This is a genomic window from Salipaludibacillus keqinensis, from assembly GCF_003226325.1.
Lineage (GTDB): Bacteria > Bacillota > Bacilli > Bacillales > Salisediminibacteriaceae > Salipaludibacillus > Salipaludibacillus keqinensis.
This window is the reverse complement of the sequence record NZ_PDOD01000002.1, coordinates 216,467-241,119: the sequence shown is the minus strand read 5'-3', so window position 1 is coordinate 241,119 and position 24,653 is coordinate 216,467. Positions and strand designations below refer to the sequence as shown.

At 40.7% G+C, this 24,653-nt stretch carries 29 protein-coding genes; 26 read left to right on the top strand and 3 right to left on the bottom strand.

Annotation, left to right across the window (positions count from 1 at the left end):
* Positions 1 to 64 precede the first annotated feature (64 nt).
* The 3 genes from thiT to spoVM all read left to right on the top strand — a co-directional run bounded on the left by thiT (position 65) and on the right by spoVM (position 1,528).
* Positions 65 to 625, top strand: coding sequence for an energy-coupled thiamine transporter ThiT (gene thiT, locus CR194_RS08350; protein ID WP_110609226.1), 561 nt, complete (start codon positions 65 to 67; stop codon positions 623 to 625).
* 37 nt (positions 626 to 662) lie between these two features.
* Positions 663 to 1,331: a thiamine diphosphokinase gene (locus CR194_RS08345; protein ID WP_158282208.1), complete on the top strand. Its 669-nt coding sequence runs from the start codon at positions 663 to 665 to the stop codon at positions 1,329 to 1,331.
* Between the two features lie 116 nt (positions 1,332 to 1,447).
* Positions 1,448 to 1,528 carry a stage V sporulation protein SpoVM gene (gene spoVM / locus CR194_RS20850; RefSeq protein WP_110609224.1) on the top strand — a complete coding sequence of 27 codons (81 nt, stop codon included), beginning with the start codon at positions 1,448 to 1,450 and terminating at the stop codon, positions 1,526 to 1,528.
* 166 nt (positions 1,529 to 1,694) lie between these two features.
* Here the strand turns inward: spoVM and rpmB are convergent, their stop codons facing one another.
* Positions 1,695 to 1,883 carry a 50S ribosomal protein L28 gene (gene rpmB, locus CR194_RS08335; RefSeq protein ID WP_110609223.1) on the bottom strand — a complete coding sequence of 63 codons (189 nt, stop codon included), beginning with the start codon at positions 1,881 to 1,883 and terminating at the stop codon, positions 1,695 to 1,697.
* A 270-nt stretch (positions 1,884 to 2,153) separates the two neighbouring features.
* Here rpmB and CR194_RS08330 point away from each other — a divergent pair, with 270 nt between their 5' ends.
* The 14 genes from CR194_RS08330 (at position 2,154) to CR194_RS08265 (ending at position 14,737) form a co-directional block, all read left to right on the top strand.
* Positions 2,154 to 2,519: an Asp23/Gls24 family envelope stress response protein gene (locus CR194_RS08330; protein ID WP_110609222.1), complete on the top strand. Its 366-nt coding sequence runs from the start codon at positions 2,154 to 2,156 to the stop codon at positions 2,517 to 2,519.
* Positions 2,520 to 2,544: 25 nt separating this feature from the next.
* The gene (locus CR194_RS08325) at positions 2,545 to 4,230 is read left to right on the top strand and encodes a DAK2 domain-containing protein (protein ID WP_110609221.1); all 1,686 of its coding nucleotides are present in this window, start codon (positions 2,545 to 2,547) and stop codon (positions 4,228 to 4,230) included.
* A gap of 105 nt (positions 4,231 to 4,335) precedes the next feature.
* On the top strand, positions 4,336 to 5,199 hold the full coding sequence (locus CR194_RS08320; protein ID WP_110609220.1) for a DegV family protein: 864 nt from the start codon (positions 4,336 to 4,338) through the stop codon (positions 5,197 to 5,199).
* 403 nt (positions 5,200 to 5,602) lie between these two features.
* Entirely contained in the window at positions 5,603 to 6,265 is a 663-nt protein-coding gene (gene sdaAB / locus CR194_RS08315; protein WP_110609219.1) for an L-serine ammonia-lyase, iron-sulfur-dependent subunit beta, read from the top strand.
* Between the two features lie 33 nt (positions 6,266 to 6,298).
* Entirely contained in the window at positions 6,299 to 7,180 is an 882-nt protein-coding gene (sdaAA, locus tag CR194_RS08310; RefSeq protein ID WP_110609218.1) for an L-serine ammonia-lyase, iron-sulfur-dependent, subunit alpha, read from the top strand.
* 12 nt (positions 7,181 to 7,192) lie between these two features.
* Positions 7,193 to 9,226, top strand: coding sequence for an ATP-dependent DNA helicase RecG (gene recG / locus CR194_RS08305; RefSeq protein ID WP_110609217.1), 2,034 nt, complete (start codon positions 7,193 to 7,195; stop codon positions 9,224 to 9,226).
* 81 nt (positions 9,227 to 9,307) lie between these two features.
* A complete protein-coding gene (fapR, locus tag CR194_RS08300; protein ID WP_110609216.1) occupies positions 9,308 to 9,886 on the top strand; it encodes a transcription factor FapR in 579 nt (192 codons plus the stop codon).
* Positions 9,883 to 10,884 carry a phosphate acyltransferase PlsX gene (gene plsX, locus CR194_RS08295; protein WP_110609215.1) on the top strand — a complete coding sequence of 334 codons (1,002 nt, stop codon included), beginning with the start codon at positions 9,883 to 9,885 and terminating at the stop codon, positions 10,882 to 10,884. The genes fapR and plsX overlap by 4 nt, the downstream gene beginning before the upstream one ends.
* Positions 10,881 to 11,828, top strand: coding sequence for an ACP S-malonyltransferase (gene fabD / locus CR194_RS08290; protein WP_110609214.1), 948 nt, complete (start codon positions 10,881 to 10,883; stop codon positions 11,826 to 11,828). Before plsX ends, fabD begins: the two co-directional genes overlap by 4 nt.
* Before the next feature lie 4 nt (positions 11,829 to 11,832).
* Entirely contained in the window at positions 11,833 to 12,573 is a 741-nt protein-coding gene (gene fabG / locus CR194_RS08285; protein ID WP_110609213.1) for a 3-oxoacyl-[acyl-carrier-protein] reductase, read from the top strand.
* Positions 12,574 to 12,632: 59 nt separating this feature from the next.
* Positions 12,633 to 12,866, top strand: coding sequence for an acyl carrier protein (gene acpP / locus CR194_RS08280; RefSeq protein WP_110609212.1), 234 nt, complete (start codon positions 12,633 to 12,635; stop codon positions 12,864 to 12,866).
* Positions 12,867 to 13,086: 220 nt separating this feature from the next.
* Positions 13,087 to 13,797: a ribonuclease III gene (rnc, locus tag CR194_RS08275; protein ID WP_146035946.1), complete on the top strand. Its 711-nt coding sequence runs from the start codon at positions 13,087 to 13,089 to the stop codon at positions 13,795 to 13,797.
* 196 nt (positions 13,798 to 13,993) lie between these two features.
* Positions 13,994 to 14,449: a GNAT family N-acetyltransferase gene (locus CR194_RS08270; protein WP_110609210.1), complete on the top strand. Its 456-nt coding sequence runs from the start codon at positions 13,994 to 13,996 to the stop codon at positions 14,447 to 14,449.
* 57 nt (positions 14,450 to 14,506) lie between these two features.
* The gene (locus tag CR194_RS08265; RefSeq protein WP_110609209.1) at positions 14,507 to 14,737 is read left to right on the top strand and encodes an excisionase family DNA-binding protein; all 231 of its coding nucleotides are present in this window, start codon (positions 14,507 to 14,509) and stop codon (positions 14,735 to 14,737) included.
* Between the two features lie 66 nt (positions 14,738 to 14,803).
* Here CR194_RS08265 and CR194_RS08260 read toward each other — a convergent pair whose 3' ends face one another.
* Positions 14,804 to 15,193 (bottom strand): kinase-associated lipoprotein B, encoded by a 390-nt coding sequence (locus tag CR194_RS08260; protein WP_110609208.1) that lies wholly within the window; start codon positions 15,191 to 15,193, stop codon positions 14,804 to 14,806.
* Positions 15,194 to 15,270: 77 nt separating this feature from the next.
* On the bottom strand, positions 15,271 to 15,525 hold the full coding sequence (locus tag CR194_RS08255) for a DUF1128 domain-containing protein (RefSeq protein WP_110609207.1): 255 nt from the start codon (positions 15,523 to 15,525) through the stop codon (positions 15,271 to 15,273).
* A gap of 153 nt (positions 15,526 to 15,678) precedes the next feature.
* Between CR194_RS08255 and smc the strand changes: the two genes are divergently transcribed.
* The 9 genes from smc (at position 15,679) to trmD (ending at position 24,599) form a co-directional block, all read left to right on the top strand.
* Complete coding sequence (smc, locus tag CR194_RS08250) at positions 15,679 to 19,245, top strand: chromosome segregation protein SMC (protein WP_110609206.1); 3,567 nt, start codon at positions 15,679 to 15,681, stop codon at positions 19,243 to 19,245.
* A gap of 24 nt (positions 19,246 to 19,269) precedes the next feature.
* A complete protein-coding gene (ftsY, locus tag CR194_RS08245) occupies positions 19,270 to 20,268 on the top strand; it encodes a signal recognition particle-docking protein FtsY (protein ID WP_110609205.1) in 999 nt (332 codons plus the stop codon).
* Between the two features lie 187 nt (positions 20,269 to 20,455).
* Entirely contained in the window at positions 20,456 to 20,785 is a 330-nt protein-coding gene (locus tag CR194_RS08240) for a putative DNA-binding protein (protein WP_110609204.1), read from the top strand.
* A gap of 12 nt (positions 20,786 to 20,797) precedes the next feature.
* Complete coding sequence (gene ffh, locus CR194_RS08235; RefSeq protein WP_110609203.1) at positions 20,798 to 22,156, top strand: signal recognition particle protein; 1,359 nt, start codon at positions 20,798 to 20,800, stop codon at positions 22,154 to 22,156.
* A 136-nt stretch (positions 22,157 to 22,292) separates the two neighbouring features.
* A complete protein-coding gene (gene rpsP, locus CR194_RS08230; RefSeq protein ID WP_110609202.1) occupies positions 22,293 to 22,565 on the top strand; it encodes a 30S ribosomal protein S16 in 273 nt (90 codons plus the stop codon).
* A gap of 36 nt (positions 22,566 to 22,601) precedes the next feature.
* Entirely contained in the window at positions 22,602 to 22,829 is a 228-nt protein-coding gene (locus CR194_RS08225; RefSeq protein WP_110609201.1) for a KH domain-containing protein, read from the top strand.
* A gap of 87 nt (positions 22,830 to 22,916) precedes the next feature.
* Positions 22,917 to 23,333, top strand: coding sequence for a YlqD family protein (locus CR194_RS08220; protein ID WP_110609200.1), 417 nt, complete (start codon positions 22,917 to 22,919; stop codon positions 23,331 to 23,333).
* Positions 23,326 to 23,847, top strand: coding sequence for a ribosome maturation factor RimM (gene rimM / locus CR194_RS08215; RefSeq protein ID WP_110609199.1), 522 nt, complete (start codon positions 23,326 to 23,328; stop codon positions 23,845 to 23,847). The genes CR194_RS08220 and rimM overlap by 8 nt, the downstream gene beginning before the upstream one ends.
* Positions 23,847 to 24,599, top strand: a complete 753-nt coding sequence (gene trmD, locus CR194_RS08210; RefSeq protein ID WP_110609198.1) for a tRNA (guanosine(37)-N1)-methyltransferase TrmD — start codon at positions 23,847 to 23,849, stop codon at positions 24,597 to 24,599. The genes rimM and trmD overlap by 1 nt, the downstream gene beginning before the upstream one ends.
* Positions 24,600 to 24,653: the final 54 nt, after the last annotated feature.

The window sequence follows — 24,653 nt, the reverse complement described above, 5'->3', positions numbered from 1 at the left end:
GTCGTTTTTTTGTGCGTCCGGATATCTAACCTGGTGGTTCCAACAAAACAAGGAGGAGAAGAGAATGAAAAATGCAAGACCTACTTTATTGATGGCTGAAATCTCCATCATGGCCGCACTAGCAGTGATTCTAGATTTAATGACTTTTTTAAGATTTTGGCCCCAAGGAGGATCTGTATCTCTAGCTATGGTACCGATTTTAATAATGGCCTTTCGCCGCGGGGTTAAAGCTGGGATGTTAACAGGACTGATTTTCGGGACAGTGAATATGATGTACAATTCGTTTATCGTTCACTGGCTCCAAGCTTTACTGGATTATCCTATAGCTTTCGCTGTGATTGGCCTGGCCGGGATTTTCGCGATCAATCATAATGAGTCACAAAGTCGTCGGATCATCATGATCACCGCAGGGGTGATTTTAGGGGTCGCTCTTCGCTTACTATCGCATTTCACTGCCGGAGTGGTTTGGTTTGGTGAATTTGCTCCAGAAGGGACGCCAGTTGCCTTGTACGCATTTACTTACAATTTATCTTATTTATTCCCGTCACTGCTTATTTGTTTAGCAATTGTCCTACTTTTAGGGAATGCAAGCAAAAAAATCATTCAGCCTTCTCTCTCAACGTGAGAAAGTGAAAGAGCGCCAGTCGGAAGGAGAGAGACCGTTGACATATATTTTAATGGCAGGTGGCCCGCTTCACCTAGTGCCATCGTTAAGTGTTATGAAAGAGCAGTACCCTAAAGCAACTTGGATCGGAGTTGACCGAGGAGTATTTGAATTATTAAGTGCAGGTATAGAGCCAACAGAGGCATTTGGAGATTTTGATTCTCTCACGGAAGAAGAACGTGACTGGGTGGAAAATACGAAGACAAGGTTACGGATCTATCCTTGTGAAAAAGATGAAACGGATATGGAGATCGCTTTATCGTGGGTTTTAGAACAAAATCCCTCCCAAGTCATTCTTTTAGGGGCAACTGGTGGAAGACTTGATCATTTATTTATGAATGCTCAATTATTGGCAAAAGGCCTTCCGGAACATATCCCTGTCTATCTTCAAGATCGCTGGAATAAAGTAACGATGTTAGCACCAGGAGAATATACAGTAACGAAAAGCGATTATCGGTATGTGTCAATTATTCCTGTACCGAAACAAGTAACGGGATTGAATTTAACAGGTTTTCGTTATGAATTAACCGATGCACGAATCGAGGCAGGTTCCAGTCTTTGTATAAGCAACGAAATAGCTGAACGTAGAGGCGAGATTTCTTTTGAAAAAGGAGAAATTTATTTATTTCAGAGTAAAGATGAAGGGAATTCATTAGATCAATCGTAAAAAGAGGTACTATTTTTCCTCTCCTGAATATAATGTGTAATAACGAGATAGTGATTAGTGATTTCTCAATCACAAGAGCACTTCGAATAGAGGTATTCTTTCGAGGAGGGGAAAGCATGAAATTTTATACGATTAAATTACCTAAATTCATTGGAGGATTTGTTCGCGCGGTGATAGGAACTTTTCGTAAAAATTAATAAGGCAGCAGAATTTAGCTTAAGAGGAAAAAGACTATATTTTTCATAACTTAAGAGTAAATGGACACGGACAAAGCCTGAGAACAGGTTCAAACAATCTTCTTTCATCTTAATGAAAGTATAAAAAAACGGCGCACTCTGCGCCGTTTTTTATACCTGTAAAGAATTAAACTCGTTCAACTTTTCCAGACTTAAGCGCTCGAGCTGAAACATAGACTCGCTTCGGCTTTCCGTCGACCATAATACGTACTTTTTGTACATTTGCACCCCATCGGCGCTTTGTAGAATTCAACGCATGAGAGCGTTTATTTCCAGTTCTAGGGCCTCTACCCGTTATAACACATTTACGTGCCATAAATATCCCTCCTTCTGTTTCACGATGAATACAATCATTCGTATGCTTTTTAAATTGAAATTAGACACTTGGTTATATTAGCATAGCAAGGGGAAGAATTCAAGTCATAAATTGATTTTCATCAAGGAAATCAACTTGACACCCTAAAATAAACAAAGTAAGGTAAGGATGCTTTTGTAATATATGAAGTTTTCTTTTAAAATTTGTTTTTTTATAGTAAAATGACGATAGCCATAAAGGTAAAACACCTTACAAGGAGGCATATTTCCTATGACCATAGAGATGAAAACAAAGTTTGGTAATATTGACGTATCAAAAGAAGTCGTTGCTGTCATTGCAGGTGGAGCAGCTGTAGATTGCTATGGCATTGTTGGCATGGCGTCACAAAAACAATTAAAAGACGGTATTACAGATTTATTAGGTAAAGAAAATTTAGGACGCGGTGTGGTCATCCGTGAAAAAGAAAAAGAAGAAATTCATATCGATATGTATATTATCGTCAGCTACGGGACTAAAATTTCTGAAGTAGCTCACAATGTGCAATCAAAAGTGAAATATCAACTGGATCAAATGCTAGGCTTGAAAGTAGACTCAGTGAACATTTTTGTTCAAGGTGTTCGAGTTACTAACCTTTAGGAGTTCATAGTTAGGAGGAACATTCGTGACTGTCAAGATAATCGAAGGGGAGAAGTTTGCACAAATGCTCGTAGAAGGTGCAGATAACCTTTCCAATAATTCAAAGAAAATTGATGCTTTAAATGTGTTTCCTGTTCCAGACGGGGATACAGGAACAAATATGAACCTGACCATCACCTCAGGGGTGAAAGAAGTTAAGGCTCAATCAAATAATCATGTAGGTCAAATCGCATCAAGTTTTGCCAAGGGACTCCTTATGGGAGCCAGGGGGAACTCAGGGGTCATTCTTTCTCAATTGTTCCGCGGATTTTCCAAGTCCGTTGAAGGAAAAGAAACGATTGCAGCAAAAGATTTAAGTAAGGCCTTGGAATATGGAGTAGAAATGGCTTATAAAGCTGTCATGAAGCCCGTAGAAGGAACAATTCTAACGGTAGCTAAAGATGCTGCTAAAAAAGGTAGCGAATTTAGTAAAGACAATGAGAATATCATTGCCTTAATGGAAGCAGTTCTTGAAGAGGCTAAGGCTTCTTTAGAACGAACACCGGATTTACTCCCTGTTCTGAAAGAAGTGGGCGTAGTCGATTCAGGAGGTCAAGGTTTAGTCACTATTTATGAAGGATTTCTTGCCATATTGAAAGGCGAGAAAATCACTTCTTCTGTGCAGGAAACAACTCCTGAAATGGACGAGCTAGTGAGGCTTGAGCACCACCAGTCTGCGCAAAGCCACCTTGCAACTGAAGACATTGAGTTTGGCTATTGCACAGAAGTAATGGTGAAATTCGAAGATGACAAGGTTAAAGAGAATCCCTTTAGTGAAGATGAATTTCGAAATCAGTTAGATGTTCACGGAGACTCCCTTCTCGTTGTAGCCGATGAAGATTTATTGAAAATTCATATTCATGCCGAGTACCCTGGAAACGTCATTTCAGAAGCACAAAAATTCGGTGCATTAGTCAATGTGAAGATTGAAAATATGCGTGAACAACATACGACGATTCTCAATGAAGCTGGCAGTGAGCCTTCAGCTCCGACAGCCAAAAAGAAAGAAAAACATACTGAATATGCTGTCATTACCGTAGGGATGGGCTCAGGAATTGCAGCCCTCTTTAAAGGGCTTGGTGTGAAAAAAGTCATTGAGGGCGGTCAAACGATGAATCCTTCAACTGAAGATTTTATCAAGGCGATCGAAGAATGTAATGCAGAAAAAATCATTCTATTGCCAAACAACAGCAATATCGTCATGGCTGCAAACCAAGCTGCGGATGTATCCGATTCGGAAGTGACTGTTGTCCCTTCTAAAACAGTCCCGCAAGGTTTAGCTGCAATGCTTTCCTTTAATCCAGCGTTAGCACTTAATGAAAATGCTGAAGGAATGGAAGAAGCGATGCAAGATGTGAAAACTGGTGAAGTAACTTATGCTGTGAGAGACACAAGTTTAAATGGTGTTTCAATTAAAAAAGGTGACTTCATGGGAATTCATGAAAAGAACATCGTTTCTACTGGAGCTTCTGTTCAGGAAGTAGCTAAAGCACTCATTGCTGAGATCCTAGATGATGAAAGTGAAATCTTAACGATTATCAGAGGTGAGGATCGAAGCGAAGAAGAAACGAATGAACTTGTAGCATACATCGAAGAACAACACGAAGAAATAGAAGTAGAAGTGCACGTTGGAAACCAGCCTCTTTACTCCTATATCTTATCTGTAGAATAAGAAGAGGGAAGGTTACCGGTAAGCACAATGATTGAACATCTCATACCAATGAGCAAATCCAATCATTTTAGAACTTCTACTACGATCAAATAGGGGGTTGTGAAGATGGCAAATGTAAAAATAGTAACAGACTCAACGGCTGATATCCCAGAGTCTATTCAACAAGATCTTGATATTAACGTTGTACCTTTGAAAGTACATTTTGGCGAAGAAACTTTTGAGGATGGGGTTAATTTAACAGCAGCTGATTTCTACGACAAATTAGCTGCTTCAGATTTAATTCCTTCCACATCTCAACCAACTCCACATCAATTTGAAATGGAATATCGTCGACTGTTTGATAAAGAAGCTGATTCTGATATTATTTCTATTCATTTATCCTCTAAAATGAGCGGGACGTTTCAATCTGCTTATATCGCTTCTCAAACTTTAGGAGATGATGTTTCTGTTGCCGTAGTAGACTCTAAAAGAGCTTCTTATGCTATCGGGATCATCGTGGTAGAAGTAGCTATGCTAGCAAAAGCTGGAGCGACAAAAGAACAGTGTTTAGCAAGAATAGACACCCTTTTAAAAGATACTTCTGTGTTTTTCATGGTTGATACGTTAGAATACCTTGAAAAAAATGGCCGAATTGGTAAAGCCTCAGCGGTCTTAGGCTCGCTATTGAAGATAAAGCCCATCTTATCATTAACGGAAGAAGGAGAAGTCTTTCCTTTTGACAAAGTGCGCGGGCAAAAGAAAGCAACCCAAAGAATTATCCAAGAATTCCAAGATCGTTATGGGAGAGACGATGTTCACATCGGGATTTCCCACGCTGCAGCTCCTTCTGAAGCAGAAGCTTTAATGAAGCAGCTTCATGAACATTTTTCTATAAAAAAAGAAGTGATCACGAATATCGGTCCGGTGATCGGAGCACATGTAGGACCTGGAACAATTTCAGTGGCTGTAACGAAAGTGGATAAATCATAATGATCACGGAAAACTGTCCTTTAAGGGCAGTTTTTTGCTTTTTAGGGAACGTCTTCACCAGTTCATAAATATTTTATCGGAAGAAGAAAAGGGACAAACAAGCCTCGTCGTTCCGATTTTTGTCCCTTTTTAGCGTACTATAGATTTTTGAGTTATGGATACGTTGGAGGGGCGGTTTCACATATTTCCAAATGTTTGCCCCTGCCAAAGATTTAATGCTTGAATATTATATAGAATTCTGACAGTTTAAATCAGATAGCCCTTTCACAGCAAATTTGATAAGATAAGCATGTTGAGGAAAAGTTCACTAAAATGGATATCATTTCAATTGTGATAAAGAGGTCACAACGTTCAGGGTGTAAATCAAAAAGATTTGCCCCCGCTAGATAAAGGAGGGCATCATATGAAATACAGAAGTGTTTTTGATATTATCGGTCCAGTAATGATTGGGCCTTCTAGTTCACATACAGCCGGTGCAGCAAGAATTGGTTTAGTCGCCAGGCAATTGTTTGAAAAAAAGCCTACCTGGGCAGCTTTTCATTTGTACGGGTCATTCGCTAAAACGTATCAAGGTCACGGTACTGACGTAGCTTTAGTTGGCGGGATCCTTGGCTTTGAGACTGATGATCAACGAATGACAGAGTCTTTCCAACATGCGAAAGACAACGGGCTTTCTTTTACTTTTCACGAAGAAGAAGCTCAGTTAGATCATCCGAATACGGTTAGAATTCGCATGGGGGATGGAAAAGACGAGATGGAGTTAGTAGGCGTTTCCATTGGTGGAGGAAAAGTGGAAGTGAAGGAGCTGAATGGGTTCGACTTGCGATTGAGTGGGAATCATCCGGCCATTTTGGTTGTCCACGATGACCGGTATGGGACCATTGCTTCTGTTGCTACGAAATTAGCTCAATCTGAAATAAACATTGGGCATATGGAAGTATCCCGAAAAGAGCAGGGGAAAGAAGCATTAATGGTGATTGAAGTAGACCAAAACATAGACATACAAACGATGAAAGAGTTATCAAAACTTGAGCACGTTAAGAAAGTAACGAAAATCCATGAGTAGACCGATTCTTCATGGATTGAAGGAGGAAATCGAATGTTTCGCAACGTAGAAGAGCTTGTTCAGATGTGTGAAGATCAACAGCTCCCTATTTCAGAAATTATGATTCAACAGGAAATGAGTGTTCATGGTCGTTCGCGTGACGAAATTATCTCCCAAATGGAAAGAAATTTGGGTGTGATGGAACGAGCGGCAAACAGGGGAATTGTCGAACAAGTGAGGTCTGTCTCAGGCTTAACTGGCGGAGATGGTAAGAAATTAAATGAATACATGCAATTAAATGACACGTTATCTGGACATGTCATGCTAGATGCAGTGAGTAAAGCGATGGCAACCAACGAAGTGAACGCTGCGATGGGGACCATTTGTGCCACTCCTACGGCAGGCTCAGCAGGAGTTGTACCTGGTACCTTGTTTGCCATGAAAGAAAAATTGAATCCCACCCATGAACAAATGATCAGATATTTATTTGTTAGTGGTGCCTTTGGTTTCGTCATTGCCAATAACGCCTCCATTTCTGGAGCAGCTGGCGGATGCCAAGCAGAAGTTGGCTCGGCTACAGGCATGGCTGCAGCGGCGATTGTAGAGATGGCTGGAGGAACGCCGAAACAATCAGCTCAAGCGATGGCCATTGCCCTTAAAAACATGCTAGGATTAGTTTGTGACCCAGTAGCCGGTCTTGTAGAAGTTCCCTGTGTGAAAAGAAATGCGTTTGGAGCCTCGAATGCTCTTGTAGCAGCTGATTTAGCCCTTGCTGGGATTGAAAGCCGGATACCTTGCGATGAAGTGATTGATGCCATGTATCGCATAGGCGAAACCATGCCTTCCACTCTTCGGGAAACAGGTGAAGGAGGCTTAGCGGCCACTCCAACAGGGAAACGATATAAGGAGCAAATCTTTGGTGCTAGCTCCAAGTAAGGTGTGATATATATGATTCAATCTGTTTCATCATTAAGCGGTGTCGGTCCAAAAGCCGCTGAGCAACTACGTTTAATGGGAATCGAAACGATCCAAGATCTTATCGAGCATTTTCCTTTTCGCTATGAAGACCATGCCATTCGTCCAATCAATGAAGTTCAGCACGATGAACGAGTGACCCTTCAAGGCAAAGTTCATAGTGAACCTGATTTACGTTTTTTCGGCAAAAAAAAATCTAGACTGACCGTTCGCGTGCTCGTGGACGGTTTATTAGTTCAAGCAATCTTTTTTAACCAACCTTATCTTAAGAAACAAATCCATTTAGGAGACGTGCTCGTTTTTTCAGGGAAGTTAGATCGAAATCGATTAGCCATTACCGGCGGGACAGTGAAGCCTAAAACACTGGAGAGAGATAACGAATTAGAACCGGTTTATTCAGTCAAAGGTGACCTGAAAGTAACAATGCTAAAAAAATTAATTGATCAAGCATTTTCCCAATATGGAGACGATATTCATGAAATCTTACCTGAACAACTATTGACTACATACCGTTTAATTGAGCGTAAGACCGCTCTATATCACCTGCATTTCCCAGCTGATCTTGATATGTTTCGCCAAGCTAAACGCAGGATGATCTATGAAGAGCTTCTACTATTTCAACTGAAAATGCAGTTGTTCAGAAAAAAAGAACGAGAAGAAGTGACTGGACAAGAAAAGCGATTTCCAGCTTCATTGATCGATGAGTTTATTCAACGGCTTCCCTTTCCTCTCACCGGTGCACAAAGTAGAGTGTTAAAGGAAATCACTGAAGATTTGATCTCGCCTTATCGGATGAACCGTCTATTGCAAGGGGATGTTGGTTCTGGGAAGACGATTGTGGCAGCCATTGGGTTGTATGCGAACGTCTTATCAGGTTATCAAGGGGCACTCATGGTCCCTACTGAAATTCTAGCTGAACAGCATGTGGAATCACTGACTCAACTTTTTGAAGGAATGGACGTTAAGATTGCTCAATTATCAGGTTCAGCTAAGGTGAAAGAAAAACGAGAGACTTTGGAAAAATTACGTTCAGGAGAAGTCGATATTATCGTCGGTACCCATGCGTTAATCCAAGAAGGGGTAGACTTTCATAACCTCGGATTTGTCATAACGGATGAACAACATCGTTTTGGTGTGGAGCAACGTAGAGTGTTGAAAAACAAAGGCCTGAAACCGGATATTTTATTTATGACAGCAACGCCTATACCTAGAACCCTTGCCATATCTGCATTCGGAGACATGGATGTGTCCACCATTGATGAAATGCCAAAAGGGAGAAAACCGGTTAAAACACACTGGGCGAAGCATGACATGCTTCCTAGAGTCATCGAATTTATGAAAAAAGAAGTGCAACGAGGCCACCAAGTCTATATTATTTGTCCTCTTATTGAAGAATCAGATAAACTAGATGTGCAAAATGCGATCGATGTCCATCAACAACTTTCAATAGCGATCCAAGGGGTCTCTGTTGGTCTCATGCATGGCAGACTGCACCATGAAGAAAAAGATACCGTCATGAACTCATTTGCAGCGAATGAAACACAAATATTAGTTTCAACGACAGTCGTAGAAGTAGGAGTGAATGTTCCAAATGCCACGGTCATGGTCATTTATGATGCTGATCGGTTTGGTCTATCTCAACTTCATCAGCTTAGAGGAAGAGTAGGACGAGGTTCTGAACAATCACACTGTATCCTACTTGCTAACCCTAAGACCGATGTAGGTAAAGAACGCATGGCGATTATGACTGAAACAACGGATGGGTTTGAGCTATCTCAACGGGATTTGGAGTTAAGAGGGCCTGGTGACTTCTTTGGAGTGAAACAAAGCGGTTTACCACAATTTAAAGTGGCAGATATTGTTGAAGACTATCGCATCGTTGAAATTGCCAGACAAGATGCTGCTAAACTTGTTTACTCTACCGCTTTTTGGACGAGTGACGATTATCGTATGTTAAGAGAAACATTAGAAAAACAAGGCGCTTTTCGGCAATCGAAAATCGATTAATCAATTTTTCGGTTGAAAACATAAGAATTCAGCTATATACTACTATTAGTACCTAGTCATATGAGTGTGGATGTGATCGAGATGAAATTATCTAAAAGACAAAGGCAACCGATGTTGCGAGAAAAAATAGAAGAAAATCCTTTCGTTACGGACGACGCCCTCGCTGAGGAATTCACAGTGAGCGTGCAGACGATTCGTTTAGACCGGTTGGAAATGAACATTCCAGAGGTGCGAGAGAGAATTAAGCATGTGGCAAAACAGCAATACGATACGGTGAAAGCTCTTCCTATAGAAGAAGTGATTGGAGAAGTCATTGATTTAGAATTGGATAAATACGCCATTTCTATTTTGGATATTAGGGATGATCATGTATTTTCCAGAACGGGCATTGCACGGGGGCATCACTTGTTCGCACAAGCGAATTCTCTTGCCGTAGCCATCATTGATGACGAACTAGCTTTGACAGCTCAAGCAGATGTATCTTTTGTTAGTCAAGTCAATGTGGGTGAGAGAGTAGTAGCGAAAGCAAAGGTCAAGGAAATTACTAAGAGTCGGACTTTAGTAGAGGTTCATAGTTATGTGGAGCAAAAACTTGTTTTCAAAGGCGAATTCTCCATGTTTCGTGAAGAGCAGACGGAAGGGGAGGTAAGTAAGGCATGAGATTAGCAGTAGATGCTATGGGAGGCGACAACGCCCCGAAAAGTATAATTGAAGGCTGTGAAAAGGCCCTGCAAACTTTTAAAGATTTACATATTATTTTCGTTGGAGATGAAGAGAAAATTCGGCCCCATTTAAAATCAACCGATCGTGTAGAGATTCTTCATACAGAAATGGTCATTGACGGAGAAGATTCACCTGTTCGGGCTGTAAGAAGAAAAAAAGATTCTTCAATGGTATTAACCGTTCAACAAGTAAAAGAAGGCAAGGCTGACGCTGCGGTCTCAGCAGGAAATACAGGAGCACTCATGACAGCAGGGTTACTTATAGTAGGTCGTACAAAAGGAATTGAACGACCTGCTCTTTCACCTATGTTGCCAACAATGGCTGGAGAAGGTTTCTTGCTCCTAGATGTTGGGGCTAATATGGATGCGAAGCCTTCACACCTTGTGCAATATGCATTAATGGGTGAGGTTTATATGAGAAAGGTCCGAGGCATTGAAAAGCCAAGAATTGGATTATTAAATGTCGGATCAGAAGCGGGGAAAGGCACAGATTTAACGAAGCACGTCTTTACCCAGCTTCAAGATAGTTCAATGAATTTTGTAGGAAATGTGGAAGCAAGAGATTTGTTAAATGGAGTAGCTGATGTCGTCGTATGCGATGGTTTCTCTGGAAACCTCGTTCTTAAATCGATTGAAGGAACGGCTATGTCTTTATTTTCCATCTTAAAAGAAGAACTGACTTCATCGTTGAAAAATAAATTAGCTGCAGGGGTGTTGAAACCATCCTTTAAAAAAGTAAAACAAAAAATGGATTACTCCGAATACGGTGGAGCGGGTCTCTTCGGCTTGAGGGCTCCTGTCATTAAAGCGCATGGTTCTTCAGATGCTCAAGCTTTTTTCAGTGCTATTCGCCAAGCCCATACGATGCACGAAGAAAAGGTAATTGAAACGATCGAAAAGAATTTGCAGCAGTTGCCGAAAGGAGAGCAAGAATGAAAAATATCGCATTATTATTCCCAGGCCAAGGCTCACAACAAGTAGGAATGGGAAAAGAGCTGGCTGACGTATACCCATCTTGTGCTGCGGTCTATCAAGAAGCAGATCAAGCTCTTAATGAAAACTTAAGTGAATTAATTTTCAACGGCGCTGAAGAAGAATTAAAGAAAACAGAAAATACACAGCCTGCTTTATTAACAACAAGCATCGCTATTTGGCAAATTTTAAAAGAGAAAAACATTACTGCGAATTTCGCGGCGGGTCATAGTTTAGGTGAGTACTCAGCATTGGTAGCTGGGGAAGCCATGAGCTTCACTGATGCTGTAAAAGCTGTACGCAAACGTGGACAATTAATGGAGGAAGCTGTCCCTGAAGGGAAGGGAACTATGGCCGCTATTCTAGGTATGGAACGCCAACAGCTCACGGACGTGACGAAACAAGCATCAGAGGAAACCGGTGCCGTTCAGCCAGCTAACTTCAATTGTGCAGGTCAAATTGTGATCTCCGGAACCGTTGAAGGAGTCGAGCGAGCGATGGAGTTGGCGAAGGAAGCGGGGGCGAAACGAGCGATCCCGTTATCTGTCAGCGGACCTTTTCACTCCAGTTTGATGCAACCAGCTTCTGAGAAGATGCAAGAAGAATTAAATAAAATTGTGTTCAAGAAACCAGACATCACGGTGTTGGCTAACGTCACGGCTAAACCAATTGAAACGGCGGATCAGATTCCGTCTTTATTAATTGAACAAATTTACTCTCCTGTTCTATGGGAAGATACAATTAAACAGTTAGTGGATGATGGTGTGGATACTTTTATTGAAGTAGGACCAGGGAAAGTTCTTAGTGGACTAGTTAAAAAAGTGTCAAGAAGAGCGACCGTTTTACCAGTTTTCGATCAAGAAAGTTTAGAAAAAGCTTTAACTAAATTAGAAGAAAAAGGAGAGTGATCCCATGAAAGGACAACACGCCCTCGTAACAGGTGGATCACGCGGGATCGGTAAAGCCATTTGTCTAGAACTTGCTAGTCAAGGCGTTCATGTCGCTGTGAACTACTCGGGAAATAAAGAAAAAGCTGAGCAAGTCGCTGACGAGTGTCGAACCTACGGAGTAGAGGCGATGACGATTCAAGCAAATGTAGCAGATTCAGCCAGTGTGCAATCCATGGTTAAAACAGTCATGGGCGAATTTGGAGCGATTGAAATCCTTGTAAACAATGCAGGAATCACTCGAGATACGTTAATTATGCGCATGAAAGAAGAAGACTTTGACGCAGTGATCGATACGAATTTAAAAGGTGTATTCAACTGTGCAAAAGCTGTTACGCGGCCAATGATGAAACAGCGCTACGGCCGGATTATCAATATCTCTTCTGTGGTTGGGGTTCTAGGAAATGCCGGACAAGCCAACTATGTGGCGAGTAAAGCAGGTGTCATCGGTTTAACGAAGTCTCTTGCAAGAGAATTAGCCAATCGTAATATTCGTGCGAATGCCGTGGCACCTGGATTTATTCAAACAGAAATGACTGACAAATTACCTGAGGATACAAAGGGAGAGTTGCTAAAGCAAATTCCCCTCGGTGAGTTAGGGAAACCTGAAGACGTTGCTAAAGTGGTAGCCTTTTTAGCAAGCGATGCAGCTTCTTACATGACAGGCCAAACCCTTCATGTAGATGGCGGAATGGTCATGCCTTAAATCAATCTAGTAATTTGATCTCGTTTGTCCTATAATAATTGAGAGGAGGTGAAGTAATCATGGCAACGATTCAAGATAGAATTTCTAAAATCGTATCCGAACGCCTCGGTGTTGATGAATCAGAGGTTAAAAGAGAAGCAACGTTTAAAGACGATTTAGGAGCAGACTCTTTAGATGTAGTGGAACTAGTGATGGAACTCGAAGACGAATTTGACTTAGAGATTTCCGATGAAGATGCTGAAAAAATCGGTACCGTCGGTGACGTAGTCGATTACATAGAGCGTCATCAATAATAGACTTTTCCCAAGTCCTTCTTTCATTCAGGAGGGCTTGGCTTTTACTTTGGAATCTAATGGTTTTCAAGGGAATGTGTTTAAACTAACGGAATGAACTCTATTTAAGGCAGATAAAAAAATATATGGCCTTTAAATGATATTGAGACAAGTGATGGGGGTTCTCATGCAACAATCCAGAAAGATCTACAGAAGGGGAATAAAGCGCCAAGCTAAGAAAATGCAAATGACGAATGCGCAAAAATCAAAATACCGTAATTTCTTGAAAAAGATTCATATTGAATATCAAAATGAAAACTTATTTATCCAAGCCTTTACCCACTCTTCTTACGTCAACGAACATAGAATTCGTCCGTATGATGATAATGAACGGCTTGAATTTTTAGGCGATGCAGTTTTGGAATTGGCCATCTCGCAATACTTGTTTAAGCTCTTTGACCATATGAGCGAAGGTGAGATGACCAAACTCAGAGCTGCAATCGTATGTGAGCCCTCTCTTGCAAAGAATGCCGATGAGCTTAACTTTGGTGATTATGTGCTGCTTGGTAAAGGAGAAGAGATGACAGGAGGGCGAAAACGTCCTGCATTGTTAGCTGATGTATTCGAAGCCTTTATTGGTGCACTATATTTAGATATGGGAATGGATGCTGTTTATCAATTTTTAGAAGAATATGTCTATCCGAAAATTCATAACGGGGCGTTCTCTCATATGATGGATTTTAAAAGTCAACTTCAAGAACTTGTGCAACGGGAAAACCAAGGACAAGTTCAGTACAAAATTATTCAAGAAAAAGGACCTGCCCATGCTCGCGAATTTGTTTCCGAAGTCTCTCTAGATCAGGAACAATTAGGAGTAGGTACTGGCAAGTCTAAGAAAGAAGCCGAACAAATGGCTGCCCAAAAAGCTCTTGAAAAGTTAAACGCTCAGTAGTTTGAGGACGTTAAATGTTGACTACACCCGTTTTTACTAACCTCTTTTGGGGAATAGTGAATACGGGTGCTTTCGTATAATAAAGGAAACAAGTACACACAAACGATCTTAATATTTTTATTAACTAAACCTAGTTGGACGGATGTTTAAGTAGTTGAAAAAAAGTGCATTTAACTAGGGTGAGGAGCGAATGACCATGTCTACAGTAAAAGAATTACGAAGCCAAGAAGAGATCGAAACGGCTTTCCCGATTATGCGCCAACTACGAAATCATCTTGAGGAAAAAACATACGTTGAATTAGTTTTAGAAGCTCAAATAAAAGAGCAATACCGCCTATTTGCTCTCTATGAGAACGACAAGATCGTTGCTGTTATAGGCTTTATGCCAATGATTACTCTTTATAATGGCCGGTTTATTTGGATTTGCGATTTGGTCACAGATGAAAAGCAACGTTCCATTGGTTACGGGGAAAAGCTTCTTCGACATGTTGAGCAATGGGCAAAAGACCATAAATATCATTCTGTAGCCCTTTCTTCTGGGATTCAGAGGACAACGACTCACCGGTTCTATGAGGAAAAGATGGATTATGAAAGGGTAAGTTATGTTTATCAAAAATCATTGGTGGACACTGAACATAAAGATGTTCAATAATGATAGCGGAGAGACTGATTTACCGAGATACTCCGTGAAAAAGGTGGCTGTTTGTTCATGTATTTAACTGTAAAAGAGACCTCGGAATTCTTATCTATACCTGAACCGACGCTCCTTCACTTGATTCATCAAAGTCGAATTCGGGCTGTCCATGATGGTGAGCAATATTTATTGAACCGGGACCAATTCAATGATCATCTAGATCAAATGGAGAAGGTTAAATTTCTTATCGAAGAATGGAAAAACGAACCGATCCCGGAAGACATCGATATAAAAGATGAGGACTAGAATAAAAACTGGGCAAAAGCCCAGTTTTTATTATTTGCTTAGAAAGTTTGTTTAGATTTACATTGCTTATTTGAAGTAATCTTTTTCTAAAGATCTTAATGATTCTAGAGACTTATCTGCCCATTCATTATTCATTTTGACTAAGTCATCCTTTTGGATTGATAACGCCTCCGCTAATGACTTCTTATACTCAGGAATTTCTCCGTCATACGGTTTAATATACGGAGCAGGAATGTTCGCTTTCTCCATATAACTAAGAGCTTTTCTCTCATGGAATAGGGGAACATTGACGCTTTGTGGATTGTGAAGATCTCCTTGGGTAGGATGCTTGATAACGGCAAGAACTTTTACAACATAAGATGTTTTAGCTCGGTTTACATCGATTATCTCCCCTGCGTATTTCCCTGTTTTGTAGATGCCAGTTACCATTTGACCTGTTTCATATGTGCCGCTCATCGATTAATCCCTTCCTTTCAATATAAGATTAGAATAGACGACGAAGCCCCTTCGGTTGGATACGAGGGGGCTTCAGTCTATTCGCCTTTACGATCTTTCATGCTGCCTAACTCGGACACTATGGCATCTAATTCACTTACACTAAATCTGTCTTTCTTCATGACCATCGTATGAATTTCTTCAATATCATCATATTTCTCATAGGAAAAGTGTTCTGGCTTAATGGCAGCCCCGTTTACAATATGCAATTTTGATTTGATGTCTTCAATCATAGCGGCTAGTGATTCTCTATTTTTTTCATTGGTAGACAATGATAACACCCTCTCAGTCATTAGTAGTTACTCATATATTTTAACATGATTGCGATAAAACACCATACCTTCCCATGAAAAGTCGTTTAACCCTATTGCAAAGGTATGATAAAATAAATTAGTTAAGGTCTATGTAAAAAATGGACTGAATTTTTTAGACAGAGGTGAATGACATTGTTCCTAAAACGACTTGAACTCGTCGGATTTAAATCATTTGCAGAACGGTTATCGATTGATTTCGTTCCGGGTGTTACTGCGGTGGTTGGACCAAATGGAAGTGGAAAAAGCAATATCTCCGACGCTATTCGTTGGGTCCTTGGCGAGCAGTCCGCTAAAAATCTCCGTGGAGGAAAAATGGAGGATGTCATCTTTTCAGGTAGTGACAGCAGGTCACGATTAAATATGGCAGAGATCTCTCTCATCTTAGATAACGAAGACCAGCATTTGGCCATTGATTATAGTGAAGTAGCTGTAACAAGAAGAGTATATAGGTCAGGTGATAGTGAATACTTAATAAATAAACAACCTTGCCGGTTAAAAGATATTGTCGATTTATTTATGGATTCAGGGTTAGGAAAAGAAGCTTTTTCCATTATCGGCCAAGGGCGTGTTGAGGAAATACTCAGCAGTAAGTCTGAAGAGAGAAGAATGATTTTTGAAGAAGCGGCAGGTGTTTTAAAATACAAGCATCGAAAGCAGAAATCTGAAAAAAAATTGGATGACACACAAGATAATTTAAACCGGGTGAAAGACATTCTTCATGAACTCGAAGGTCAAGTAGAACCTTTGAAAGAGCAAGCCTCGATTGCTACAGAATATTTGGATAAAAAGGATGAATTAAAAAATATTGAAGTAGGTGTCCTAGTTACAGAGATCGAAAACTTGCATGAGGACTGGACAAAAGGCAAAGAAGATTCAGTAGAGTTGCAAGATAGAGAAACTTCGCTTACGTCCAAAGTACAAAGCTTAGAAGCGAAAATTCAGCGTTACAGATCAGACATGCAAACGTTAGACGAATCGATTGAGGACTTACAAAATATTCTCTTATCAACAAGTGAAGACTTAGAGAAGCAAGAAGGTCAAAAAGAAGTATGGAAAGAACGGCGAAAGAACTTTTCTCAGAACAAAGATCAATTTCGTCAAGAAATCGAACAGCTTAAACAAAAAAAGCAAGAACTCACCGTCTCTTTAACAGAGGAAGAGGAATTGTTGAATAAAACAAGGAAGAAAGTGACTGAAACGAAAAGTCTCCAAAAAGATTTGGAACGACGACTGACAAAAATTGAAGAAGGTTCAGAAGAACATTTGGAACGTCTGAAGGCAGACTACATAGAATGGCTGAACGAAAAAGCGTCTAAATCAAATGAACAAAATTATTTAAGAGAGCAAGTGTCAAAAAGTGAAGAAAAAAGAGCGAGGTTAGAGCAGGACAATCTAGCATTAATCCGCAAGCGAGAAGACATACAAACTGATCGTGCAGCAGCTGAAACAGCATGGGAAAAGCTGAAGCAGAAGATTGAAGAAATGTACAAGGATTATCAGCAAGTGAAAACGGATCTTGAAAGAAAAGATAAAGAGTACGAAAAAAAGGAGAAGCTCTTATATGAAGCCCTTCGTCATTTACAACCGCTGAAGTCAAAGAAAGAAGTATTAGAAGAAATGCAGCAAGATTATGCAGGTTTCTTTCAAGGAGTAAAAGAAGTATTAAAAGAAAGGGATCGAAAGTTCAAAGGGGTATATGGGGCTGTCGCTGAAATGATCGATGTGAACACAGACCTGCAAACCGCTATTGAGATCGCACTGGGAGCGGCTCAGCAGCACGTGATTGTTGAAGATGAAGCGACCGCGCGACAAGCGATTCAATTTCTTAAGCAACGTCGTCTTGGAAGGGCCACTTTTTTACCTGTCAGTGTAGTGAAACCGAGAACCATTCCAGATTATGATCTTCAACGGGTTCAATCGTTGGACGGATTTATCGGTGTTGCTAGTGAGTTAATCCAATATGATTCTACCTATACGTCTGTTATTCGCCATATATTAGGGAATGTTGTGATTGCCCGCGACATGAAAGCAGCCCAGCAAATTGCCGGGTCCTTAAAATATCGTTTCCGTATTGTCACCCTCGAAGGAGATTTAGTTAACCCAGGTGGGGCAATGACTGGTGGGAGCATGAAACAAAAGCAAAGCCAAATTCTTGGCAGACAACAAGAATTGGAAAGAGTGGTCGCTAAGTTACAACAGTTAGAAACACAAACCGATCAACTTCAAAAAGAAGTGACGACGTTGAAGTCAGAACGAGAAAGTCTTCAAACAGATGTGAGAGAATTAACTCAAGATGGTGAGAAGATCAGGGCCGAAGAACAAGATAAAAAAGGAATTCTAAAAGAAATTCAACTCTCTGAAGATAATATGAATGAGCGATTGAAAGTGTATGACTTGGAGTATAGTGAATACAAGCAAGATTTATCAGAAAAGAAACAAAGAATCTCAGATTTGGACAAGGCTATAGATCAGTCTGAAAAGAAAGTACAAGAGATTGATGAGGAGATTCAAAAACTGTCTACCCAGAAAAAACAAGATCAATCAGCCAGACAGGAACTGACAAGCCAATTAACTAACATGAAAATACAGTTTGCCAAAGAAGAAGAACAACGGTCGTACACGCAGCAATCCTATGACCGTTTATCTAAAGAATTACAGCTGGTTAATCAGGCGATTGTGGAAAAAGACGAAGAATTTTCTCAGTTAGAAAAGGCCCAATCTGATCAGGCAGTTGATGCTAACGTAATCGAAGAACAAATTGAAAAGCGTCGAATAGAGAAAGAAAAGTCGATTAAGTTAATTTCAAAAAGGCGTTCAGAACGATTGTCTCTGCAGCAGCACCATGATGATCATGAGCAAGAGTTGAAGGAACAGAAGCGACAGCTTAAATTTGTTTCGCAAACTCTTCATGAAAAAGAAGTACTCATTAACAGACTGGATGTGGAGTTGGATAATCGACTCAATAAACTGCAAGAAGAATATGAAGTAAGCTTTGAAGGAGCTAAAAGTCAATTCGTACTGACGATGGATTTAGACGAGGCTAAAAACAAAGTGAAGCTAATCAAAATGGCCATTGAAGAACTTGGTACAGTAAATGTAGGAGCAATTGAAGAGTATGATCGAGTCAAGGAAAGGTTCGAATTTTTAAGTAGTCAAAAGATGGATTTAGAGGAAGCTAAGTCCACGCTTCATCAAGTCATTGCTGAAATGGATGAAGAAATGACGCGACGATTTAAAGAAACGTTTGACGAGATTCAACTTCACTTCACCGAAGTTTTCAAAGAGTTATTTGGTGGAGGACGAGCCTCCTTGAAGTTAACTCAACCAGATGATCTCCTGAACTCTGGCGTAGACATTGTGGCCCAACCACCCGGTAAGAACTTGCAGAATTTAAATCTTCTTTCAGGTGGGGAGCGGGCGTTAACAGCGATTGCTCTGTTGTTCTCCATACTTAAAGTCCGGCCTGTTCCTTTCTGTGTTCTTGACGAGGTTGAAGCCGCGCTAGACGAAGCCAATGTTGCAAGATTCGCTCAGTATTTGAAATCTTTCAGTCAAGACACACAATTCATTGTGGTGACCCACCGCAAAGGCACGATGGAAGAAGCAGACGTTCTCTATGGCGTGACGATGCAAGAGTCTGGCGTCTCTAACTTAGTGTCCGTGAGATTGGAAGAAACGAAAGAATTAATTGAATCATAAATTGAATGAATTGGGGGAGTTTACATGAGCTTTTTTAAAAAACTTAAAGAGAAATTCACGGATCAAACAGATACGGTCACCGAAAAATTCAGAGATGGTCTTTCGAAAACGAGAGACTCCTTTGTAGGTGCCATGAATGATTTGGTAAAAGATTACCGTAAAGTGGATGAAGAGTTCTTCGAAGAACTAGAAGAAATTCTTATATCTGCTGACGTAGGTGTCAATACTGTGATGGACCTAATTGATGACTTGAAAGATGAAGCAAGGACAAGAAATATTAGTGACGCAAAAGAAATCCAACCGGTCATTTCTGAGAAACTTGCAGAACTTCTCCAAAAAACCGATGAAGAAACGAAATTGAACATGCAAGAAAATGAGTTGACTGTCATTCTTTTCGTTGGGGTCAATGGCGTAGGGAAAACGACGACCATTGGAAAGCTTGCTCATAAGTTTAAAGGAGAAGGAAAGCGAGTGGTCATGGCAGCTGGTGATACGTTCAGAGCAGGCGCTATTGAACAATTGGAAGTCTGGGGCGAAAGAGTTGGCGTGGATGTGATTAAGCAACAAGCAGGGTCTGATCCTGCGGCTGTGATGTACGATGCCATTCGCTCAGCAAAGTCTAAAAAAGCAGATGTTCTCTTATGTGATACAGCAGGACGTTTACAAAATAAAGTGAACTTAATGAACGAATTGGAAAAAGTGAAGCGAGTTCTAACGAGAGAAGTTCCTGATGCTCCCCATGAAGTTTTGCTCGTGTTAGACGCAACTACAGGACAGAATGCGATGAGCCAAGCCAAAACGTTTGGCAAATCCACGGATGTGTCAGGAATTGTCTTAACGAAGTTAGATGGTACAGCAAAGGGTGGCATCGTCCTTGCGATACGCCATGAGCTGGATATCCCCGTCAAACTTGTCGGTTTAGGAGAAGGGATGGATGATCTTCAAGAGTTCGAAGCAGATCAATACGTTCACGGATTGTTTGCAGATGTTCTAGAGGAAGTAGAAGAAGCGGCAGAAGAATAAGTGTGGCCGTTCATTCGCGGAAAGTGAGCGATTGGAGTACATCGAGCTATAAAGAGTGGAATAACCCTTAAAAAGGGATGATTGATGACATTGATTTAATTGACAAGAAAAAAACTTGACAGGGTCTCTATGCTCTTGTATCATTAGTTTTCGTAAAGGAAAATACCTTAACAAGGCGGTGTGCTTCTTGATTGAAAAGACAATCCGCATGAATTATCTGTATGACTTTTATCAAGCATTGCTTACAAACAAGCAAAATCATTATATGAGCATGTACTACTTAGATGATTGGTCTCTCGGTGAGATTTCCGATCATTTCGGAATTAGTCGTCAGGCAGTTTATGATAATATTAAACGGACAGAAGCCTTATTAGAGGAATATGAAGATAAATTACAACTTCTTTCCCGGTACGAAAAACGCCTAAAATTACTAGAAAAAATGAAATCGATGATTCAAGAGAAAGAAAGTCCCGATAGGTTGATCCAGATCGTTGAATCTCTCGAGAAACTGGAATAGGGGGCATATGGAATGGCATTTGAAGGGTTAGCAGAACGTCTGCAAGGGACACTTAAAAAGATTCGCGGAAAAGGGAAAGTTAATGAACAAGACGTAAAAGAAATGATGCGTGAAGTTCGACTTGCCTTGTTAGAAGCGGACGTCAACTTTAAAGTGGTTAAAAAGTTCATTGCAGATGTTAAAGAACGGGCTATTGGCGAGGAAGTGTTGGATAGTTTAACACCTGGTCAACAAGTCATTAAAGTCGTAAATGAAGAGTTAACAAAGTTGATGGGGGGAGAGCAAAGCAAAATTGCTGTCTCTCAAAAACCTCCTACAGTGATCATGATGGTTGGTCTTCAAGGTGCAGGTAAGACAACAACAACCGGTAAACTTGCCAACCATTTAAGAAAAAAGCACAATAGAAATCCTCTCATGGTTGCCGCGGATATTTATCGTCCAGCAGCAATCAAACAGTTAGAGACATTAGGTAAACAACTGAGTATGCCGGTCTTTTCTTTAGGCGATCAAGTAAGTCCTGTCGACATTGCTAAACAAGCGATGGCGAAAGCGAAAGAAGATCACCACGATTACGTGCTGATTGATACGGCTGGACGCCTTCATGTAGATAATGAGCTCATGGATGAACTTGTTCAAATTAAAGAAGCTACTTCTCCTGATGAAATTTTGTTAGTCGTTGATGCCATGACCGGTCAAGATGCGGTAAATGTGGCTGAAAGTTTCAATGAACAACTGGGTATAACAGGCGCAATATTAACGAAGCTAGATGGTGATACGCGTGGTGGGGCGGCCATTTCGGTTAAAGCTGTCACCGATACACCTATCAAGTTTGCAGGTGTCGGGGAGAAGATTGATGCATTAGAACCTTTCCATCCTGAGAGAATGGCTTCACGGATTCTCGGAATGGGTGATGTTCTAACATTAATTGAAAAAGCTCAGACAAATGTAGATGAAGAGCGGGCGAAAGAATTAGAACGTAAGATGCGGACAAATGATTTAACTTTCGATGACTTCCTTGAACAGCTTGCCCAAGTTAGAAGCATGGGGCCGTTAGATGAACTCCTTGACATGATGCCAGGAGCTGGCAAAATGAAAGGATTAAAAAATATTCAAGTGGACGAGAAACAAATTGGTCACATTGAAGCGATCGTCAAATCTATGACAAAAGCTGAAAGAGAAACACCTTCTTTACTCAATGCAAGCAGGCGCAAACGAATTGCTAAAGGGAGCGGGACTTCTATCCAAGAAGTAAACCGACTGATTAAGCAATTCGATGAAATGAAAAAGATGATGAAGCAAATGTCTGGTATGCAAAAGGGTAAAGGAAAGAAAAAAGGTGGATTAGGCGGAATGAACTTCCCGTTTATGTAAAGGGGAAAAGCCTGTTCCAACAGTGTTTTAAGGAAAAATAGAAGGTGTAAAGTTTTTTTACTTTACTAGGGTTGATCCCTTGTACCTTTTATGATAATATAATTAATTGTGTGAAAGATTTATGGAGGTGAAACACATGGCAGTTAAAATTCGTTTAAAGCGAATGGGAGCAAATAAATCGCCGTTCTATCGTGTGGTTGTAGCGGATTCCCGTTCCCCACGTGATGGTCGTTTTATTCAAGAACTAGGAACTTATAACCCATTGAAAAATCCAGTAGAATTTAACGTAGATGAAGAAGCAGCGTTGAAATGGATGTTAGATGGAGCAAAGCCTTCCGACACTGTTCGTAACTTGTTCTCAAGAGTTGGTTTAATGGAACAACTTCACAACGCGAAGAACGCTAAATAGTCCTTCGTGTGGAAATAATCCAAGAAGGTGAGTGACATGAAACAACTAGTTGAATCGATTGCAAAGGCGCTTGTAGATCATCCCGATGACGTTCTGGTAACTGAAGTGGAAAACGGTCGTTCACTCACACTGAAGCTGGAAGTACACGCGGACGACATGGGGAAAGTGATCGGTAAGCAAGGACGAATTGCTAAAGCTATTCGCTCAGTTGTCAATGCCGCCGGCGCTAATCAGAACAAACGCATTCAGTTAGAGATCGGTTAAAAGGGTGAGGATGTTCCTCTCCCTTTTTCCGTATGTGAAAATAAATGTATGTTAAAATAGAACTAGTACATTTTTGGAGGTGCTCCTATGGAAATTATTAAAAAAGTTGTCGTGAAACAAATCTTAACTGAAAAGAGTCGCACGAAGTTGAAAGAACAATTTCTTTCAAGGCAGTATCAGATCACTAAGGAACTGAAACAACTGGAATTTGTTCTACATAAAAAGATGAAAGAAAACAAAAGTACCAGTTATCAAACGTCCTTAAAAGAGAGCTTTAACAAAGAAGTAGCTAAGCGAAAAGAACGTCTGCGCCAATTAGAACTTAAATTAGGTCAACTTGATGAGTTAGATCTAGGTGCAGAACTTCGAGAAGGCACGATTCAAATGGTTGAACAAGTGGCTGAAGGAGATAATTGGGAAGAGATCATGAAAGGGACTGAGATCGTTATTAAAGACGGACTCGTTCATGAATTAAGGCAAGGCGGAGGCATGGAAGATGACTGAGTGGTTAAACGTAGGTAAGATCGTGAACACTCACGGCATTAACGGAGAAGTCCGTGTCATCTCCCGAACGGATTTTCCAGAAACTCGTTATGCTACAGGAAGCGAGTTAATGATCTTTGAAAGTAAGACTCGCCAAACGCCAGTGAAAGTGAAGTCGTGGCGTCAGCACAAACAGTTTGACTTACTCACGTTTGAAAACTTTGGAAATGTTAATGATGTAGAAAAGTTCAAAGGATCTTTGCTAAAGGTAGACAAGGCTAAAGTGAATGATCATTTGTCCGAGGACGAGTTTTACTATCGTGACATTATCGGTTTGCATGTATATACCGAAGATGGTGATTATCTTGGAAAAGTGAAGGAAATCCTATCTCCTGGAGCGAACGATGTGTGGGTGGTCCAGTCAGCAGATACAGGAAAAGATTTATTAATTCCTTATATTGATTCTGTCGTCAAACATGTCAACGTAAAGGAAGAGAAGATTATTATTACCCCTATGGAAGGGTTGTTCGACTAATGAGGATCTCCATCTTAACCTTGTTTCCTGAGATGTTCCACGGGATCTTTTCGCACTCTATTTTAAAGCAAGCGCAAGAGAAACAAGTAGTGAAATATGATGTGATTAATTTCAGAGAATTTTCCGAGGCCCGTCACAAGCGAGTGGATGATTATCCATACGGTGGAGGCGGTGGGATGGTCTTAACTCCTCAGCCTATATTCGATGCAGTTGAGGCCGTCCAATCCTCTCAAGAGAAAGAAGAGAGAAAACCTAGAGTGGTGCTCCTATGTCCGCAAGGTGAACCTTACTCCCAGCAGAAAGCTGAAGAGTTTGCTAAAGAGGACCATCTAATTTTGATTTGTGGTCACTATGAAGGGTATGATGAGAGAATTCGCGAACACTTGATCACCGATGAGATCTCTCTTGGAGATTACGTTTTGACCGGCGGTGAAATTGGGGCCATGGCCATAGCAGATAGCGTGACTAGGCTCCTGCCAGGTTCTTTAGGGAACGAACAATCAGCTATAACCGATTCTCATAGTACAGGTCTATTAGAATATCCTCATTATACTAGGCCTGCAGAGTTTCGAGGGCTTAAAGTACCTGACATCTTGTTATCAGGTCATCATAAACGAATCAATGAGTGGAGGCATCACCAAGCGCTAAAACGAACCTACGAACGACGTCCAGATATGCTAGACGAGAAAGAACTTTCGTCAGAAGACGAGAAAATCCTTCGGCAGATTCAATCCGAAGAAAAAAATGGTTGAGATATTTACTGTAATATGATATTATAGCTTTTGTGGCTTTGGCCAGATCAAGAT